The following is an 18,727-nucleotide window of genomic DNA, read 5'->3' as shown; positions in this document are numbered from 1 at the left end:
TAATCCGCGGCCTGACTTTCTGAGGATTTACAGGCCCAGTTCCGATTTAACGGCTGGCAGACCTTCCTTGCCATCAACGGTGGTCACACCATCGAGCCATTTGTCGAGAACAGCAGGATTTGCCTTGAGCCACGCGGTTGCGGCCTTTGCAGGATCTTCGCCATCATCCAGAATCTTGCCCATGATCTCGTTTTCCATTTCAAGCTGGAATTCGAGATTGGTGAGGAACTTGCCAACATTCGGGCATTCCTGCGTATAGCCTGCGCGGACATTCGTCTCGACTGTTGCGCCGCCGAGGTTAGGGCCGAAGAAGTCGTCGCCACCGGTCAGATAGGCAATTTCAAAGCGCTTGTTCATCGGGTGCGGTTCCCAGGCGAGGAACACGATTGGCTCCTTACCACGGACGCTCTTGCCGACCTGTGCAAGCATGCCCTGTTCAGAGGATTCAGCGAGCTCAAACGACTTCAGACCAAAAGCATCTTTGCTGATCATATCGAGAATCAGTCGATTGCCGTCATTGCCCGGTTCAATGCCGTAAATCTTGCCGCCAAGCTTGTCCTTGAAGGTGGCGATATCTTTGAAATCCTTTAGGCCCTCGTCATAGGCATATTTTGGTACGGCGAGGGTGTATTTCGCACCTGTCAGATTGGTGCGGAGCGTTTCGACGGTCTTGTCATCCAGATAAGGCTTGAGATCGGCGCTCATGGAAGGGTTCCAATAGCCGAGGAACACGTCGATGTCCTTCTTGCTGAGCGACGCATAGGTCACCGGCACGGAGAGCACCTTGATGTCGGTCTTGTAGCCGAGACCCTTGAGAATCTCGGTGGCGACTGCCGTGGTCGAGGTGATGTCGGTCCAGCCCACATCGGAAAAGCGAACGGTGGAGCAGCTTGCCGGCTCGGCCGCGAAGCTGGTGCCAGGCAGTGCGAAAATAGCTGTCGTGAAGGCTAGCGTACTCAAGGCGCACTTGAGGGTAGACGTCGATGTGGACTTCATTTTTCTCTCCATTAACCGGGCCGTTTTGACGGTTGATTGTTTTTCCGGTTCCGGCTTTTAGCAAACACCAAAGATTTCGCCGATCAAGTACCATTGCGGCGAAAATATTTCTGATTGCGACTTTGGGGTGTGTTGTACTCGTTTTTCTGGACCGTCAGACAAAAAGATTCTGCAAACGAGACTTTTAAAGCCGAAGCAGTGCGAAGTGGCGCCATGTTACGCAAGGGGCATCCTGTTTCAACCCTTGAGCGCTGAAAACACGCGATAAAGTCGGAGACCGGCTGGTTCAAGGTTGTCGAAAAGCTTGCAGCACTCTATTTGAGATGTGTGAAGCTGATCAGAATATGCTGATCATTGGTCAGCCGCGTTTCGGGCCAGTTACCCGGATAAGCCAAAATGTCGGATAGCCTGCAATTGCGGGCAAGAGGAAGGAATATTTACGGTGTGGAATGCAGTACAGGGCGTTTTCTCCTTCCTTGGTCGATTTATCGCGGCATTGGCCCGCTTGATTGCAGTGCCGCTCGGTGGTTTATGGCGGCTTTTTCTGCAACTGGGAAATTTGTGGAAAGTTGCGATTGCCGTCGTCGTGATCGGACTCGGCGGCCTTTACGTCTACTTTATCTGGCAAACGCAGGTCTGGACCAATTTCAATCCCGACTACCCAGCCAAGTACAGCTATCAAACGGCGGTTACGCCCGGCGAAGCAGTGCAGACGGCGCCTGCGCCGCTAACTGCAACGCCCGAACCGGCAACGCCTGCTTCTTCTGAAAATAGTGCGAACGGCACGGATGCGACACCTGCTGCTGGTAACGGCGACACCAGCACGCAATCCGAAGCCCCGACAGAATCACAGTCGCAGCCGATGCAGGCCGCGCAAATTCCGCCCAATTCGCGTAAGTGTTCGCCTTCCGCAATTGCCGAAGTCGCGGCTGACCTTACCGATTTCAATGTGAACCAGAATGCGTGGATTTCCTCCATGCTGCTTTACAAGGTTGGTTTCTTTGGCCTTGATTGGGATCGTACGCCGTTTCTCGATAACAAGGCATCCTTCCAGCGCGGCATCAATGCTGCCGTGCGCCGTACAGCCATCGAGTTGGTGGACAATATTGGTCGTCTGCGCGGCACATCCCAGATCGATGGCGATCTGCAGAAGGCACGCGGCAACCTGCAGTTTGCTGAAGATGCCTGGTATTTCGGCCTGAGTCCGTTTGGACCAAAGACCCCGACACCGAGCTATTACCGCTCAGCTATCAAGGACTTGCGTTCGTTCAACACGCGTCTTGAAAACTGTCAGGCAACGTTTGATGCGCGCGCCGACAATCTGATCCAGTTTGTCGACCGTATTGCCAGTGATCTTGGCTCGACCTCTGCAATCCTCAAGGATCGTGCCGAAAACTATCATGCCGGTTGGTTCGATACGCGTGCCGATGATCGCTTCTGGTTCGCCTATGGTCAGCTTTATGCCTATTACGGTCTGCTGCGTGCTGCCCATTCGGATTTCCGCGGTGTTCTGGCTGAAAAGCATCTTGATGGTGTGTGGGACGAAATGGAGCGGCAGTTGCGCTCGGCGCTCGACATGCAGCCGTTTATCGTTTCCAACGGAAGCCCGGATGCATGGTTCACGCCGTCGCATCTGACGACCATGGGCTTTTATATCCTGCGCGTTCGCTCCAATCTGGTCGACGTGAAGCAGGTTCTGGAGCGCTAATTTCTAATGGAACTGCCATCACTATTGCGTCAGGCTGTGGACGCGGCGCTTGAAGGGGTGGCTCTGACTGACCTCAAGCGTGCGTCTGAGGTTCTTTCGCGGCGCTATCGCGCGGAAACGCGCGATGGTCGTCTGCATATTTCGGACGAACTCGCAGCGAAAGCCTATCTGGCTGCGCGACTGCCTGCGACCTATGCGGCAGTGCGTGCAAGCCTTGAGAGTGTTGCGGAGGTGTGCCCGGATTTCACACCTCAGACCATGCTTGATGTTGGCTGTGGGCCGGGGACCGCACTTTGGGCAGCACGCGGATGCTGGTCTGACTTGCAATCGGCCACGATGATCGAAGCAAGCCCGGCAATCCGTGCCGTGGGAAGCAAGCTTGCAGAAAATGTGGGGCTTCAAACCGAGTGGCGTGCAGGCGATCTGGTTAAGGAAAAGATTGATTTTCCGCAAGCCGATCTCGTGACGATTGCCTATGTTCTGGACGAACTCGCTCCCCTTGATCGTAAGGCGCTTGTCGAACGGCTATGGGCCTCGGCTCGCCATGTGTTTGTGATTGTGGAGCCGGGAACACCTGCCGGTTGGCAACGTATTCTTGATGCCCGGGCAGCGCTGATTGCGCAGGGTGCGCATATTGCAGCGCCATGTGCGCATCAGCAGGAATGCCCGTTGGTTGCGCCTGACTGGTGCCATTTTTCTCGCCGTGTTGCCCGTTCGCGCATTCATCGTCTGACCAAGGATGCCGAGGTGCCATGGGAAGATGAGAAATTCATCTACCTGGCTGCAACACGCGATCTGTCGCTGACGGCTATGGCGCGGGTGATCGCGCCAACGCGTATCGGTGGCGGCAAGGTCACATTGAAGCTCTGCAATGACGACGGGAGTGCTGAAGAGCGTCTCGTCACCAAGCGGGATGGTGAGTTTTTCCGCTGGGCGCGTCGTGCCGATTGGGGCGATGCTTTGCTATGAAGCTTGCAATGCTGTCTGCAACTTGGGGCGATTGATGAGAAACACCATCGCCGCTGCGGCGAAGCACATGGCACCTGCCAGAATAAGCGCTGGCGTGTAGCTGTCGTAATCGGTGCGGACGTAGCCTGCGAAAGCTGCAGCTGCAGCCGCACCCACCTGATGGCCAGTGAATACCCAGCCAAACACCATGCCAGCTTTTTCAGGACCGAACTGTTCAGCCGCAAGCTTTACGGTTGGTGGCACGGTGGCTACCCAGTCGAGGCCATAGAAGACTGCGAAGAGTGCAAGCTCGTAAAGTGTGAAGTCGGTAAATGTCAGATAGATCAGTGACAGGCCACGCAGGGCGTAGAACCAGAACAAGAGCCAGCGATTGTCGAAGCGGTCGGTAAGCCAACCAGACGCAATTGTACCGATGAGATCGAATGCACCGATGACTGCCAGAATACCTGCTGCCCCAACAGGAACAATTCCGAAGTCTCCGCAAAGTGCAATCCAGTGGGTCTGGATCAAGCCGTTTGTAGAAAAGCCGCAGACGAAGAATGTGATGAACAGCACCCAGAAAGTGGTTGTGGATGAGGCCTCACGCAAGGTTACCAGAGGCGAGAGCAACATCGAAGCAAAGCGCTTCTTTGGTTCTGGCGCAGGCATGGGTGCGGTGCGGCCATAAGGCTTGAGACCGATGTCGGCTGGATTGTCGCGCATTAGCGCCAGCACCAGCAAAAGGGCCGCCAGCAAGAACGAAATTACAATTGTCAGCGATGAGCGCCAGCCGATGTTTTGGCTTACACTTGCCAGAATTGGCATAAAAATAAGCTGTCCGGTCGCGTTGCTGGCTGTCATCATGCCGACGACGAGGCCACGGCGCTTTTCAAACCAGCGCGCGGCAACGGTCGCGCCCAGCACGAGTGCAGTCATGCCAGTGCCAAGTCCGATGACAACGCCCCAAAGTGCAACCATCTGCCATTGCTCCGTCATGAAAATCGAGCCGACAAGGCCCAATGAGATCATGATCAGCGCTGTCATGACCACCCGACGAAGACCAAACTGGTTCATGAAGGCAGCTGCAAATGGTCCCATGAGTCCGAATAGAACCAGACGCAGGGCCATGGCGAAGGAAATATCCGCATTGGTCCAGCCGAATTCACTCTGAAGCGGTTCAATCAATATGCCTGCTGATCCCATCGCCGCAGCTGTTGCCAGCATGGTGAGGAAGGTGATAGCAGCGACGACCCATCCGTAATGGATGTTTCTTTGTGCAAGAAAGCTGGCAAGGCTGGCTGAAATCATTTTTGGCGCTTTCGAGTTCGAGCTGGGTTTCGACCAGTGGCATATTGTAAGGCGGAACCGCTCGCCACCTATCGGCTACACGGATTCCTGTCATTGTTCGTAGTCAATTCGGTCAGGAACGGACCTTCAGGAGATGGCGCGGAGCAGAGTTTGCAACTGCTCAACTCCGTTATCGCCTAGTCGCACTTCTATTTCATCTTGCGCTTTGTCCCACAGCGGTGCACCGCGTTCGACTATGTCTCGCCCTTCGTTGGTGAGCATGACACTGGCTTCGCGATGGTCATCACTCGCCGCGGGCTCAATCAATCCCATGCGCTGCAATACTTTTGCATTGCGACCCATCGTTGATCGATCAAGTTCAGCCTTGTGGGCAAGTTCGGTCAGCGAAATTGAACCGGCGCGCGAGATTTTTCGCAACAGGCTGAATTGCGCGATATTGATGTCGAGGGGGGCCAGCGCCTCATCGTAAATAGCTGAGGATTTGCGGGCCGCTTGACGCAGAAGGATGCAGATACAAGGGTTAGACATCATGCGGGTATATACCCGTAAATAAGAATTTGCAAGATAGCCCGGATGAAAATGTTGGGGCGACGCGGTCAGGCAGTTGCGAGGCTATGCGCTGACCGGGGATGAGAAGGGTTTCTGTCTAGTGGAACAAAGGTCTAAAATTGCCCGGATCAGACCGCGATATGTGAAGTTTCCTTGACCTCTTCCATAACGGCATAGGTGTGGGACTCCCGCACACCGGGCAACGACAGCAGTGCCTCCGACAAAAAACGCCGATAGTGGTCCATGTCGGAAACACGCGCTTTGATCAGATAGTCGAAGCCACCTGCAACCATGTGGCATTCCAGAATATCGGGATTGCCACGCGTAAAAGTGGAGAACGTTTCAAAGACTTCCGGTGTGGTGCGGTCGAGTTTGATCTCGATAAAGACCAACATTGAACGATCAAGCATTTTGGGCGACAGATGCGCTGAATAGCCGAGAATGTAACCCTCTCGCGTCAGGCGCTTGACACGTTCTGCGGTTGCAGTCTGAGAAAGATTAATGCGATCAGCGAGTTCAGTGTTGGTCAGTCGGCCATTTTCCTGAAGCGCGTGCAGAATACTCCTGTCCATCGCATCGATATTTTTCATCGTTGTCCCCATTCGACTGCCTGCTTGGGCGTCTTTTTATTGTTTAATTATAAATGATTTGCTTGCGAAATGAATCCGAATTCTGCGCTTCGTGCAAGGCAAATTTTGACACATGTATAAGTTTGAGCCCATTCCCAATGTGGAGAAGAGGGGACCAACGAAAGAATTAGCAGTTGCGCTACAAATGCAATCTATGGTAGTAGTATTGTGTACTTAAAGTGATATTGCACGTATAAAGTTATGCTTCTGGTAAGTGTTATACCTACCGCTCGCCGGTAAAGGTACACCGACCATAAGTCGAGTTGTCCTGAACAAGGACGAGAGCAGTTTCAGTCGTGGCTGAGGCTGCTCAATCCGTTTGCTTTGGCTCTTTTGTGCCATGCAAAGCCGCTTTGCGTTTTCGGCTTATGTTCTGACGAAGAGCCAGGACCGGTTCAAAGGTCCAGGTTTTCTCTTTGCGGAACGATCCGGCGTAATCTGGAAAACTTCACTTTATAACGAAACTGACAACGTTGACCTGAATGATTTGCTTTATTCAGGAGTTCAAATTTCCAGTTGCAAGCGATGCGAGGGAAGGCTAACAGTATCGCCATGAACATTTCGCGCATTGATACAAAAATCTGGTGGTGGGCTCGCTAAAAGCGGCCACGCAGGCGTTTGTGCATTTGCGTTTTAGATAAGGCCGCTGGGATTATCCGGGCGGCCTTTTTGTTTGGCTATCCGAATAATGCCGGGTTTTGGAAGTGCTCGATAACGTATAACACTTGGGAATTGCCAGTCATGAATGCGAAGATTGCGGATAGCGAGATATTCAGGCACGAGACAGCGGGCGGCGTTGTTGTCGAACGCGTGCGCCATCTGACTGCTTATAAGGGAGCCATCGAAACTTATATCGATGCTCTCAATGAGCGGCGGGGCGCGGTCTTTTCTTCCAACTACGAATATCCGGGCCGCTACACGCGATGGGACACGGCAATTGTCGATCCGCCAGTCGTGATCACTTCACGCGCTCGCCAGATGCGTATCGAAGCGCTGAACAAGCGAGGCACGATTCTGCTGCGTCCGATCTTAAAGACGGTTCAGGCGCTCTCCGAAGTGAAAGTCGATAAGGCTGATGAAGATCTTATCGAGCTGACGATTGCTGAGCCAACTGGCACATTCACTGAAGAAGAACGCTCACGTATGCCGTCGGTCTTTACCGTCCTGCGTGCGATTGTGGGCCTTTTCTTCTCCGAAGAAGATGCAAATCTCGGCCTTTACGGTGCGTTCGGCTACGATCTCGCATTCCAGTTCGATCCAATCCAGTACAAGTTGAAGCGTCCGGACGATCAGCGCGATCTGGTGCTTTTCATCCCGGACGAAATCTTCGTGGCCGATCACTACTCGGCGCGGGCATGGGTGGATCGCTATGAGTTTGTCTGCGGCGGTTCTTCAACGCATGATTTGGCTCGGGCGACGCCAGCGCAGCCTTTCAAGCCTGCTGAACGTGATCTGCCGCGTGGCGATCACAATCCGGGCGAATATGCCAAGCTGGTCGAACGTGCAAAGGAAAGCTTCAAGCGCGGTGATCTGTTTGAAGTGGTGCCGGGACAGACTTTTTACGAGCGTTGCCACACGGCCCCTTCGGAAATCTTCCGTCGTCTGAAGTCGATCAATCCATCGCCTTATTCGTTCTTCATCAATCTTGGTGAGAACGAGTATCTGGTGGGTGCTTCGCCGGAAATGTTCGTGCGCGTCAATGGACGGCGTATTGAAACCTGTCCGATTTCCGGCACGATCAAGCGCGGTGAAGATGCGATTTCAGATTCCGAGCAGATTCTGAAACTGCTCAATTCTAAAAAGGACGAGTCCGAGTTGACCATGTGCTCGGACGTGGACCGCAACGACAAGAGCCGCGTCTGCGAGCCGGGTTCTGTACGCGTGATCGGTCGCCGTCAGATCGAGATGTATTCGCGCCTGATCCACACGGTTGACCATATCGAAGGCCGTTTGCGCGATGGTATGGATGCCTTTGACGGCTTCCTCAGCCATGCATGGGCTGTAACCGTAACCGGCGCGCCAAAGCTTTGGGCAATGCGTTTCCTTGAGGAAAACGAGCGCAGCCCGCGTGCATGGTACGGCGGTGCCGTTGGCATGATGCATTTCAATGGCGACATGAATACTGGCCTTACGCTGCGTACGATCCGCGTCAAGGATGGCGTGGCGCAGATCCGTGCTGGTGCGACGCTGCTGTTTGATTCCAATCCTGAAGAGGAAGAAGCTGAAACCGAACTGAAGGCGTCCGCAATGATTGCAGCTGTGCGTGAAGCACAGAAGAGCAATCAGGTTGCAGAAGAACGCGTTGCGGCAAAGGTGGGCGAGGGAATTTCGATCCTGCTGGTCGATCACGAAGATTCCTTTGTGCATACACTTGCCAATTATTTCCGCCAGACGGGTGCAACTGTTTCGACCGTGCGTTCGCCTGTTGCGGAAGATGTGTTCGACAGGGTCAAGCCTGACCTTGTGGTCCTGTCGCCAGGACCGGGTACGCCGCAGGATTTCGATTGCAAGGCGACCATCGATAAGGCGCGCAAGCGGGAACTGCCGATCTTCGGTGTCTGCCTTGGGCTTCAGGCGCTGGCCGAAGCCTATGGCGGTACGCTGCGTCAGCTGCGCATTCCGATGCATGGCAAGCCTTCGCGTATTCGGGTGTCAAAGCCGGAGCGGATATTCTCGGGCCTGCCGAAGGAAGTGACGGTTGGTCGCTATCACTCGATCTTTGCCGATCCTGAACGCCTGCCGGATGATTTTCTGGTGACGGCGGAGACGGAAGATGGTGTCATCATGGCGTTTGAGCACAAGAAAGAGCCTGTGGCAGCGGTTCAGTTCCATCCCGAATCCATCATGACGCTCGGTCATAATGCGGGGATGCGAATGATCGAAAATGTTGTCACGCATCTGGCAAGAAAGCACAAAGCGCGTCGTACCAACTACTAACAGCGTCTCCAACTGACAAAATAATCAACCGGTCGTGGTGAAAACTGCGGCCGGTTTCGCATTTATGGCCTTATAAAATCATCGTTTTCCGGAGCTGCTTTAGCGAACCATTTGCAACTGTAATGCCTTGCATTTGCAGGAGAAAATTAAATGCCGGAAGTGCAGAAGAGGGGTTCGATACTCGAACTTTCTGGGCTATAGAACGGCTATCGAAATGCTGCTGACTGGCTTGGCCAGAGTGAATACGCAGTGAGCTTCTTATTGAGCTCAACCCGCGGGTCGGGACAAGAATTTAAGTATCTGAAGGTTCGTGATGGACGCGAGTGTAAAAGTTCGGCGGCTCGCCGCTTGGTCGATTCCTGTTGCGCTGGGCGTAATGGGGCTGAAATATATGGCCTATGTGCTGACCGGTTCCGTGGCACTTTATTCGGATGCTCTGGAATCGATTGTCAATGTCATCGCGGCGCTCGGTGCATGGTGGGCAATTAGCGTCAGCTACAAGCCTGCTGACGAAAACCATCCATTTGGTCATCACAAGGCTGAATATATTTCAGCTGTTGTCGAAGGTGTGCTGATTACGATTGCAGCGCTTTTGATTGCAAAAGAAGCATGGTCTGCGCTTGAGGCTCCGCGTCAACTCAATGAACCCTGGCTGGGCCTCGCGATCAATATGGGCGCTGCTGTCATCAACGGCTTGTGGGCCATGCTGCTCATTCGCACTGGTCGCAGTGCACGTTCGCCTGCTTTGGAAGCAGATGGCCGACATATTATGACTGACGTGTTTACGTCGGTCGGTGTTCTTGTTGGGCTTGTCGGTGCGGTCGTTACGGGTTGGACAATCCTCGATCCGCTGCTCGCAATTCTGGTTGCAATCAACATTCTCTGGCAGGGCTGGGGCGTTATCAATAAATCCGTACAGGGTTTGATGGATATTGGTGTCGAGCCTGCTGAAGAAATGCGGATTCGCGATGTGATTTCAGCGAATGCCGGAGGCGCGATTGAGGTTCATGATCTCAAGACCCGTATTGCTGGCCGTGTCACCTTCATCGAGTTTCATCTAGTTGTGGCCGCCGATATGAGTGTGGGCGACGCACATATCATCTGTGACCGAATCGAAGATGCACTGAAAGCGCAGATCGAAAGCGCGCGCGTCGTGATCCATGTTGAACCGGAAGATGAGGCAAAGCTGCCGATTGGCACGAGTTCCGTGCCATTTGCATAAAACAAATAGCGGCTTGCGCGTTTTGAACCTCGCGTGTAAAAGCGTCTCCATGGTTATGAAGAACGCAACATCTTTGGAACATTCCGCAGCCGCTTCCAGCGCGCGCGTGAACGTTTGCGTTCTAAACTCGCTTCTTACCCTCGGCCTTAGCGGCGATCGCCGGGCTCGTTGAAAGGAGCGTCCGGCGGTCGATTGAAGTCCCGCTGACGCATGCTCCTTTCTCAAAATCCATATTTGAATTTTAAGACGAGATATCCGTGTCGTTACAGCAGTACAGAACTGCTCAGTACGCCGGGAGGATGAGAAGACCATGAACCAGACCGTAAACACATCGAATTCCGCCTCAACGCATAAAGGCCCAAACAAGGGTATGCCTGATGCGGCTGTAAAATATTCGCCGTTTCCATTTCCAAAGCTCGACAACCGCACTTGGCCATCAAAGCGCATTGAAAAAGCCCCGATTTGGTGTTCGGTCGATCTGCGCGATGGCAATCAGGCTTTGATCGACCCGATGGGCCACGACCGCAAGGAACGCATGTTCCGCTTGCTGGTCGATATGGGTTTCCCTGAAATTGAAATCGGCTTCCCATCGGCTTCGCAGACGGATTTCGACTTCTGCCGCTGGGCAATCGAACAGGGCGATACACCTGATGAAGTTGATTTGCAGGTGCTGGTGCAGTGCCGCCCTGAACTGATCACGCGTACTTTTGAAGCGCTGGAGGGCGCGAAGACGCCAATCATCCACTTCTACAATTCGACCAGTGAATTGCAGCGTCGCGTCGTTTTCAACAAGGATGTCAAGGGCATCAAGCAGATTGCGACCGATGCTGCCAAGATGATCATGGATATGGCTGCGAAAGCAGCCAATGCTGAGGGGGGTGGCTATCGCTTCCAGTATTCGCCGGAAAGCTTCACCGGCACTGAGCTGGAAGTGGCGCTGGAAATCTGCAATGCGGTGACAGAAATTGTCAAACCGACTGCTGAGAACAAGCTGATCCTCAATCTGCCTTCAACAGTCGAGATGAACACGCCAAATGTTTATGCCGACCAGATCGAATGGATGTGCCGTAATCTCGATAATCGCGAAAACCTGATCATTTCGCTGCATCCGCATAATGACCGTGGCACGGGCATCGCTGCGACCGAACTGGGTCTGATGGCCGGTGCTGACCGTGTTGAAGGTACGCTGTTCGGCAATGGCGAGCGTACGGGCAATGTCGACGTGGTGACGTTGGCACTTAACATGTACACGCAGGGCATCGATCCTGAACTGGATTGCCGCGACATCAATCGCATGAAGGATGTCTATGAGTACTCGAACCAGCTGAAGATTGCCGAACGCCATCCTTATGTGGGTGAGCTGGTCTATACCGCCTTCTCAGGTTCGCATCAGGATGCGATCAACAAGGGCATGAAGGTTCGCAAGACCGCCAATTCGCCGGTCTGGGAAGTGCCTTACCTGCCTATCGATCCGCAGGATGTTGGTCGCTCTTACGAAGCGATCATCCGCATCAATTCGCAGTCGGGCAAGGGCGGTATCGCTTACATTCTCCAGGCTGATTATGGCTTGAACCTGCCACGCAATCTGCAGGTGGAGTTCCGCGAAATCATCCAGAATATTACGGATGAAGAAGGTAAGGAACTGCCATCCAAGCGTATTCATGAAGAGTTCCAGAAACTCTATGTCGAGCAGGCGGAAGGCCGTATCAAATTCGTGGATCACCACACCTATCCCGATCCAGAACAGAAGGGTCGTCGTGTTCTGACTGCTGAGATCACCGATAATGGTGTGACCAAGAATATCGAAGGTAAAGGTACAGGCCCGATTGATGGCTTCATCGATGCGCTGTCGAAATATCTCGGTGTGAAAATGTCGGTTGTTGATTATTCCGAGCATTCACTAAAGCAGGGTTCGGACGCAGCGGCAATTTCTTATGTCGAAGTCGCGTATGAAGATGGCAAATTGTTCGGTGCCGGTATCAACGACAATATCGTGAGTGCCTCGCTCGAAGCAATTGTTTCGGCTGCCAATCGCGTGGTTGCAAAGTAATCAAACAAAAAAGGCGGCACTATGTGCCGCCTTTTTTAGTAGAGCTCTTGCTCTGAAATCTTAATGATGCGCTCGCTCTCATCTTCGATACCGTGCTGCTCCCACTCACACAACCAGCCGCCTTCCGGCTTACGGTCGATATTGAAGATGTTATAACGTGCGGGTGGCTTATGCCCGCCGAAATTCTGGCTTGCCGATGGCACACAGACGACTGGAATTTTGCCGTTAGGCCCATCAATGTCATAGCGCGTGGCGAGATGCGTGTGGCCATGAATGACCAGTTCCGCACCATGTTGGCGTATGACTTTCTGAAAACGACGGATGCCATAAAGCCGCTTATGCGTGGGAGTTGCACCGTGAATTGGCGGATGGTGGATCATCACGACACGAAAAAGACCTTGCGAACCAGCTTCGTCAAGCAGCTTTGCAAGACGTTTGGCTTGCGCGGAGCGAAAATCGCCACTGGCCATAAAAGGTGCTGTGGCGCGTGCCGACGAAACCCCGATCATGGCGACGGGGCCGCGTATGCGCATATAGGGGAATATCGGTCGCTCGCTGTGGTTGTCGATGCCATCGCCGCGCATCCATGGTTCCCATTTGCGGCAGGATTTATCGAGCGCACCCGGAACATATGCATCGTGATTGCCGGGTACAACAGAAACATCGTTGGGGTTGCCGAGGCCGGTAAGCCAATCGTGAGCGATGTCGATTTCAAGATTGAGCGCCAGATTGACAAGATCGCCGGTGACCGCAATATGATCGGGGTTCTGCGCCAACATATCGGCAATCAGGCTGTCCAGCACTGTGCCATGCATTGCGTTCTTACGGTTTCGCAGCCAGTTGATGTAGCCGGTAATACGTTTTGACGCCAGTTCGCGATAGCGAATGCGTGGCAGAGGTGACAGATGGATGTCTGAGATATGGGCAAGCCGAAACATATAGTCGGTGTACTGTATTATTTTTTAAACCGAAACCGTGTTTAGCGACTTTTTGTTGAGGTCTTTGCTGCAATGATCTCATCAGGAATATTTGTTCAGGATCGACGGTATGCGCTTCCGCCACTTTTTGTTTCATACATATTTCTTATTGAGGCGCCCTATGACCTTGGGCGTCAGGGCAATTGTATTTGATGAAAAGAACAATTCCATATTTCTGGTGAAGCATACTTATGTTCCCGGCTGGCAATTGCCCGGTGGTGGCGTTGATAGCGGCGAGACATTCGGACAGGCGCTTGAAAAGGAACTGCGTGAGGAAGGCAATATCTACCTCACCGATAGGCCCGAGCTTTTCGCCCTTTACAAGAATGCTCATGCGTCACCGCGAGATCATGTAGCGCTTTATGTCTGTCGGGCCTTTGAACAGACCGAGCCAAAAAAGCGTGACAGAGAAATTGCAGAGGCAGGCTTTTTTCCGCTCGATAACTTGCCGGAAGGCACGACACCTTCAACCAAGCGTCGCTTGCAGGAAGCGCTTCACGATCTCGACCCGCTCCCAACGTGGTAATGAAAAGGGCGCCTTCGCGCCCTTATTTATTAGAGCATTTCCAGCAAAAGTGCGAAGCGGTTTTGCGTCGGATAATGCGAAAAAACAAAGAGATAGAGCATTTCCAATGATTCAAGAAAAACAGGAAATGCTCTAAAGATCAGAAGCGGTACGTGATACCGGTGCCGATCAGCCAAGGATTGAGCTTGGCCTTGCCGCTGACCTGGGTGCCACCAGCCAGTGTTGCGTCGAATTTTGGTTCGAGAAAGAGCTTCTTTACGTCGAAGTTGACACCCCAGTGCTCATCAATCATGTAGTCGAAGCCGACCTGAAGCGCGCCGCCAAACGTGTTCTTGACCTTGAGATAGTCAACGCCCACAGCATCCTGATTGTAGAAGATCGTGTAGTTTACGCCTGCACCGACATATGGCTTGAATGCGCCAAAATTGGTGAAATGATATTGCATGGTCAGGGTCGGAGGCAGCATCCAGACCTTGCCAATCTTGCCAAGACCTTCGATGGAACCGGTGCCATTGATGTTGGCATAGGTCGTGCCGAGGATGAGTTCAGCAGCCAGATTGTCGGTAAAGTAATAGGTGATATCGAGTTCTGGGGTGATCGACTTCGAGTAATCAAGACCAGAGCCATCAACGCCGTTTACATAACCCTTGTTTTCAGCGATGACGCCGAGAGCGCGGACACGGATCTGCCACGGCGACAGGGCCTGCGGGACGGCAACGATTTCGGTTGCTGGCTGGGCGACAATCGCATCGGCGGCAAATGCGGCTGGTGCTGCAAAGCTGAGCGCGGTTGCAGCCAGAAGCCCTTTGGCAAAGCGGTTCATCATTCTCTCCTTCAAGTCTTGGGTAGTGATGCGCGCAATCTGGACTGCGTCGCAGGACGCCCCATTGATCCAGATCAAAGAGGCGCCCAAGATTTGAGGAAGTGCTGATGTTCTCGCCAGACTGTTGCAGGAAAGGCTCAGTCGCCTAATCGAGCCCGGTCATGTGGGGCTGAGAAATCGCTATCTGGACCAAGCGGAACAATGCCTGTTGGATTGATTGTCTTGTGGCTACGGTAATAATGGCCCTTGATGTGCTCCATATCGACGGTCGAGGCTACGCCCGGCATCTGATAGAGTTCACGTGTGTAGTTCCAGAGGTTCGAGTAGTCCGCGATACGACGCTGGTTGCATTTGAAATGTCCGACATAAACCGGATCAAAGCGTAAGAGCGTCGTGAACAGACGCCAGTCGGCTTCTGTCAGACTGGAGCCTGCCAGATAGCGTTGTTTGGAAAGTTTTTCCTCAAGCGTATCGAGTGCTGCAAAGACCTGCCCGAAGGCTTCCTCATAGGCCTCCTGTGACGTTGCGAAACCCGCCCGGTAAACACCATTATTAATGTTTGGATAGACAAACTCGTTGAGTGCATCGATCTCACCACGCAGGGTTTCCGGATAAAGGTCGAGCGTTGCATCACCAAACTCATCAAAGGCGCTGTTGAGCATGCGAATGATTTCAGCCGATTCGTTGGAAACGATTGTTTCGCGTTGCTTGTCCCACAGAACTGGCACCGTCACGCGACCGGAATAATGCGGATCGGCGCGTGTATAGATTTCATGCAGGCGCTTTGAGCCGTATAAAGCGTCGCCAGTACTGCCGGTTGTGCCGTAGAACGTCCAGCCTTCTTCGAGCATGAGATAATCGACAACCGAGACGGAGATGACGTCTTCAAGTTTTTTCAATGCGCGGAAGATCAGCGTACGATGTGCCCACGGGCAAGCGTAGGATACATAGAGATGATAGCGGCCGGGCTCAGCTTTGAAGCCACCTTCACCGCTTGGACCTGCGCTGCCATCCTTCGTCACCCAGTTGCGAAACTGCGATTTTGAGCGTTCAAAGCGGCCCTTTGTATTTGCGGTGTCATACCAGACATCGTGCCACTTGCCGTCTACTAGAAGTCCCATGTGATTTCTCCTTTTGATAAGGAAAATAGTGGGAAAACTGCCATTTGACAGCCTCCCAAGCCGTGAACAGTGCGTAACGGTGCCAAAAAGATAAACCAAAGCTGCCGTTTTGAAAGAAATCGTTTTACCTCTGACCAATTTGGTGTTAGGCAACTGTCAAATTGCGGCATTTCTCATTTTCCCGCCGCGAAGGAGAGACCTATGACCGGAATGCGTTTCATCCGACGATGAAATTAGAACTGTGCTCAAGGTGCACAGAATGCATTCCATTGGCTTCCTCTGGCCATCGACTTCTCTCTTCAGGCAATTCTCCCATGCAACAGCTTGAACTGACCTACGCGCCGGAAGATCCCGCGCATGACATCGAGATTGAGGATATGAATGCGGAAGCGTTTGGTCCCGGTCGTTTCACCCGTGCAGCGCATTTTATTCGGGAAGGTGGGCCACACGACAATAGCCTGTCTTTTGTGGCACTGATGGGCGGCATCGTTATCGGGTCGCTGCGTATGACACCGGTTGTGGTTGGTAAAACACCAGCCTTATTGCTTGGCCCTCTTGCTGTGCGGCCTGATTGGAAAAAGCGCGGCATTGGTGGCACATTGATGCGGATGTCATTGGAAGCGGCCAAGAATGCCGGTCACAAGCTGGTCATTCTTGTTGGCGACCAGCCTTATTATGGTCCGTTCGGATTTAATATGGTGCAGCCGGGTTCTATGATCATGCCTGCGCCGGTCGATCCGCAGCGGATGCTCGCTTGTGAGCTTGTGTCCGGTGCATTGAGTGGTGTTGGCGGCATCGTGCGCCACGCCAATAGAGCGTAGCAGTTATTAAGCAAGCCGGTGTTCGCGAAGGCGTTTTACCGCCCTTCGCGATACCACATGCTGCCGAATATGAAGAGCAGCGCTGCGAGAGCAGCCAAACCAGAGAACAGTGGCAGGCGGTTTACGCTTTTGAGTTGAGTATCGGCTGTCTCACGCAAACCAATCCAGTCATTGCCGCTTGCAGAACGACCCGCAGCGACTGCTGTGATCGCCGGCACCTGAACCGAACTGTTGGCACTCGCATGCACGCGATGAACTGATCCGCCGGTTGCATCGGCAAGCGGCTTCAGACGACCTGGGGTCGAGATACTGTCCGAGAACTCGGGCGCGTCCACCGGACCTATATGGGCAAGTGTTTCATAGTCGCCATTTTTGATGCGGAAGATGCCGATCTCATCGGTCTGTAGTGTAGCATCGAACAGGCCCGGTTTGTTTTGTGTGAGATTGACCTGCAGTTCTTTGCCGGAAGGTGTGGTGACTGAAGCTGTGCCGGGATTATCGCCCATCGTCTGACGATGAATGGTCAGGGTACGACCATTGCCGCCAGCGGTCAGGGCTTCTTCTTCAAGTTCCGGTTCCTGCATCAGCCAGTGGGCGATACGGCGATAAAGTGCTGCATAAGGGCCGCCGCCTTCAAACCCGCGTGCCCAGAGCCAACCCTGATCCGATAGGAACATCCCAACACGCCCCTTGCCGACCCGATCCAGCACCAGAAGCGGTTTGCCATCGGCGCCACTCATGACGGTTTCACCGCGTGGCTGGCCAATATCGATGGTGCGGAACCAGCGGCTCCAATGTGGCGGCTCCTGCTCGCTACCATCAAGGCCGCGCGTGACGGGGTGGCGTTTGCCAAGCTCAGTCAGGCGCGGATAGAAGGCTTTCTCCGTGAGCGTACCCGTGGGCATGGCGGGCAGGGCGCTATAAAGCGGTGTGCGCGCAATCGACATGTCGCCCGCATATTCGGGACCGGCGGCAACCAGCAAAGCACCACCATCTTCCACATATTGAGCGATGTAATCATAATAAAGCAGCGGCAGCACATCGCGATGCTGATAGCGATCAAGAATGATGAGATCGAACTCATTGACTTTGTCGACGAAAAGCTCGCGCGTTGGGAAGGCGATCAGAGAAAGCTCGTTGATCGGAGTCCCATCCTGCTTTTCCGGTGGGCGCAGAATGGTGAAGTGGACAAGGTCTACGGCTGCGTCAGACTTCAAAAGATTACGCCAGGTCCGCTCGCCATTATGCGGTTCACCGGATACGAGCAACACACGCAGGTTTTCGCGAATGCCATCGACTGTAGCGACCGCGCGATTGTTGGCATCCGTTATTTCGCCCGGAAGGGTTGGGGTGATGATTTCGACGATATTGACGCCTGCACGCGGCAGTTCGATGGTGACGGGGGTCTCCTGACCGACTTGTGCCTGCACTTCGCTTACGGCTTCTCCGTTGACGCGGATTTCTACAGGTGCTGAGCTTCCAAGGCTCTTGCCTTCATCGATGACCGTGAAAGACATTTCCATTGGCTTGCCGCTGATGCCGTAGCGCGGAGCTTTGTTGAAGCGAATGCGGCGGTCGAATTCGTCCGGTTTACCCGTAATCAATGCGTGAACGGGTGCATCGAAGCCAAGGGCATTTTTGTTGGCCGGAATGTCGTGCACCTGACCATCTGTGATCACGATTGCACCAGCCACGCGTGACGGTGGTACATCCAGCAACGTACGGGCGAGCGGGCCGAACAGACGGGTCGCATAACCGTCTTCATTCTCACTCGGTTGAGCGGCTTCAACCACGCGCGTTTCAAACTGCGGCATAGTTGCCAGCTGGTCCTGCACAACCTTAAGGGCTGCATCCGTATCAGTCCGACGGTTGCCCAGTTCCTGACTCTGGCTGCGATCAACAACAAGAGCGACGACGCTTTTCAGAGGCTCACGTTCTTCACTGATGATGACCGGATTGAGCAGCGCCAGGGCAAGGGCTGCGGTTGCAAGTAAACGGATCAGCCCGCCGCGCATGCGCAGCACGATTGTTGCCAATACGAGCAGTGCCAGTGGGACCAGAATGCCAATGAGCCATGGCAGAGAGAGGAACGGTTCGAATTCTATATTCATG

General features: G+C 53.5%; 15 protein-coding genes. 7 read left to right on the top strand and 8 right to left on the bottom strand.

Going from position 1 to position 18,727, the window contains the following annotated elements; translation table 11 throughout:
* Positions 1-27 precede the first annotated feature (27 nt).
* Complete coding sequence (locus CEV33_RS08715; protein ID WP_094540113.1) at positions 28-996, bottom strand: choline ABC transporter substrate-binding protein; 969 nt, start codon at positions 994-996, stop codon at positions 28-30.
* A 442-nt stretch (positions 997-1,438) separates the two neighbouring features.
* On the opposite strand from CEV33_RS08715, the gene CEV33_RS08710 reads away from it, so the two are divergent.
* Positions 1,439-2,704, top strand: a complete 1,266-nt coding sequence (locus CEV33_RS08710) for a DUF2333 family protein (RefSeq protein ID WP_094540112.1) — start codon at positions 1,439-1,441, stop codon at positions 2,702-2,704.
* A 6-nt stretch (positions 2,705-2,710) separates the two neighbouring features.
* Positions 2,711-3,673, top strand: coding sequence for a small ribosomal subunit Rsm22 family protein (locus CEV33_RS08705; protein WP_094540111.1), 963 nt, complete (start codon positions 2,711-2,713; stop codon positions 3,671-3,673).
* Here the strand turns inward: CEV33_RS08705 and CEV33_RS08700 are convergent.
* The 3 genes from CEV33_RS08700 to CEV33_RS08690 all read right to left on the bottom strand — a co-directional run bounded on the left by CEV33_RS08700 (position 3,668) and on the right by CEV33_RS08690 (position 6,099).
* Entirely contained in the window at positions 3,668-4,960 is a 1,293-nt protein-coding gene (locus tag CEV33_RS08700; protein WP_094540110.1) for an MFS transporter, read from the bottom strand. The genes CEV33_RS08705 and CEV33_RS08700 overlap by 6 nt on opposite strands.
* Before the next feature lie 126 nt (positions 4,961-5,086).
* A complete protein-coding gene (locus CEV33_RS08695) occupies positions 5,087-5,488 on the bottom strand; it encodes a MarR family winged helix-turn-helix transcriptional regulator (protein WP_094540273.1) in 402 nt (133 codons plus the stop codon).
* A gap of 149 nt (positions 5,489-5,637) precedes the next feature.
* The gene (locus CEV33_RS08690; RefSeq protein WP_024899391.1) at positions 5,638-6,099 is read right to left on the bottom strand and encodes an Lrp/AsnC ligand binding domain-containing protein; all 462 of its coding nucleotides are present in this window, start codon (positions 6,097-6,099) and stop codon (positions 5,638-5,640) included.
* A gap of 780 nt (positions 6,100-6,879) precedes the next feature.
* Here CEV33_RS08690 and CEV33_RS08685 point away from each other — a divergent pair.
* From CEV33_RS08685 to leuA, 3 genes are all read left to right on the top strand, one after another.
* A complete protein-coding gene (locus CEV33_RS08685; RefSeq protein WP_094540109.1) occupies positions 6,880-9,075 on the top strand; it encodes an anthranilate synthase component I in 2,196 nt (731 codons plus the stop codon).
* Positions 9,076-9,388: 313 nt separating this feature from the next.
* Positions 9,389-10,297: a cation diffusion facilitator family transporter gene (locus tag CEV33_RS08680; RefSeq protein WP_094540108.1), complete on the top strand. Its 909-nt coding sequence runs from the start codon at positions 9,389-9,391 to the stop codon at positions 10,295-10,297.
* Positions 10,298-10,607: 310 nt separating this feature from the next.
* The gene (leuA, locus tag CEV33_RS08670) at positions 10,608-12,347 is read left to right on the top strand and encodes a 2-isopropylmalate synthase (protein ID WP_094540106.1); all 1,740 of its coding nucleotides are present in this window, start codon (positions 10,608-10,610) and stop codon (positions 12,345-12,347) included.
* Positions 12,348-12,382: 35 nt separating this feature from the next.
* Here leuA and CEV33_RS08665 read toward each other — a convergent pair whose 3' ends face one another.
* Positions 12,383-13,285, bottom strand: a complete 903-nt coding sequence (locus CEV33_RS08665) for a metallophosphoesterase family protein (protein WP_094540105.1) — start codon at positions 13,283-13,285, stop codon at positions 12,383-12,385.
* Positions 13,286-13,394: 109 nt separating this feature from the next.
* Between CEV33_RS08665 and CEV33_RS08660 the strand changes: the two genes are divergently transcribed.
* The gene (locus CEV33_RS08660; RefSeq protein ID WP_094540104.1) at positions 13,395-13,850 is read left to right on the top strand and encodes an NUDIX domain-containing protein; all 456 of its coding nucleotides are present in this window, start codon (positions 13,395-13,397) and stop codon (positions 13,848-13,850) included.
* Between the two features lie 139 nt (positions 13,851-13,989).
* On the opposite strand, the gene CEV33_RS08655 is transcribed toward CEV33_RS08660, so the two are convergent.
* Positions 13,990-14,673 carry an OmpW/AlkL family protein gene (locus CEV33_RS08655; RefSeq protein WP_094540103.1) on the bottom strand — a complete coding sequence of 228 codons (684 nt, stop codon included), beginning with the start codon at positions 14,671-14,673 and terminating at the stop codon, positions 13,990-13,992.
* A gap of 137 nt (positions 14,674-14,810) precedes the next feature.
* Positions 14,811-15,794, bottom strand: coding sequence for a glutathione S-transferase family protein (locus CEV33_RS08650; protein ID WP_094540102.1), 984 nt, complete (start codon positions 15,792-15,794; stop codon positions 14,811-14,813).
* 314 nt (positions 15,795-16,108) lie between these two features.
* Between CEV33_RS08650 and CEV33_RS08645 the strand changes: the two genes are divergently transcribed.
* A complete protein-coding gene (locus tag CEV33_RS08645) occupies positions 16,109-16,615 on the top strand; it encodes a GNAT family N-acetyltransferase (protein WP_094540101.1) in 507 nt (168 codons plus the stop codon).
* A gap of 35 nt (positions 16,616-16,650) precedes the next feature.
* Here the strand turns inward: CEV33_RS08645 and CEV33_RS08640 are convergent, their stop codons facing one another.
* Positions 16,651-18,726: a hypothetical protein gene (locus CEV33_RS08640; protein WP_094540100.1), complete on the bottom strand. Its 2,076-nt coding sequence runs from the start codon at positions 18,724-18,726 to the stop codon at positions 16,651-16,653.
* Between the last annotated feature and the right edge of the window lies 1 nt (position 18,727).

Source organism: Brucella grignonensis, from assembly GCF_002252505.1.
In the GTDB taxonomy this organism is placed as follows: domain Bacteria; phylum Pseudomonadota; class Alphaproteobacteria; order Rhizobiales; family Rhizobiaceae; genus Brucella; species Brucella grignonensis.
Note: the sequence above shows the minus strand (reverse complement) of the source record. Positions and strands in the feature narration are given on the sequence as shown.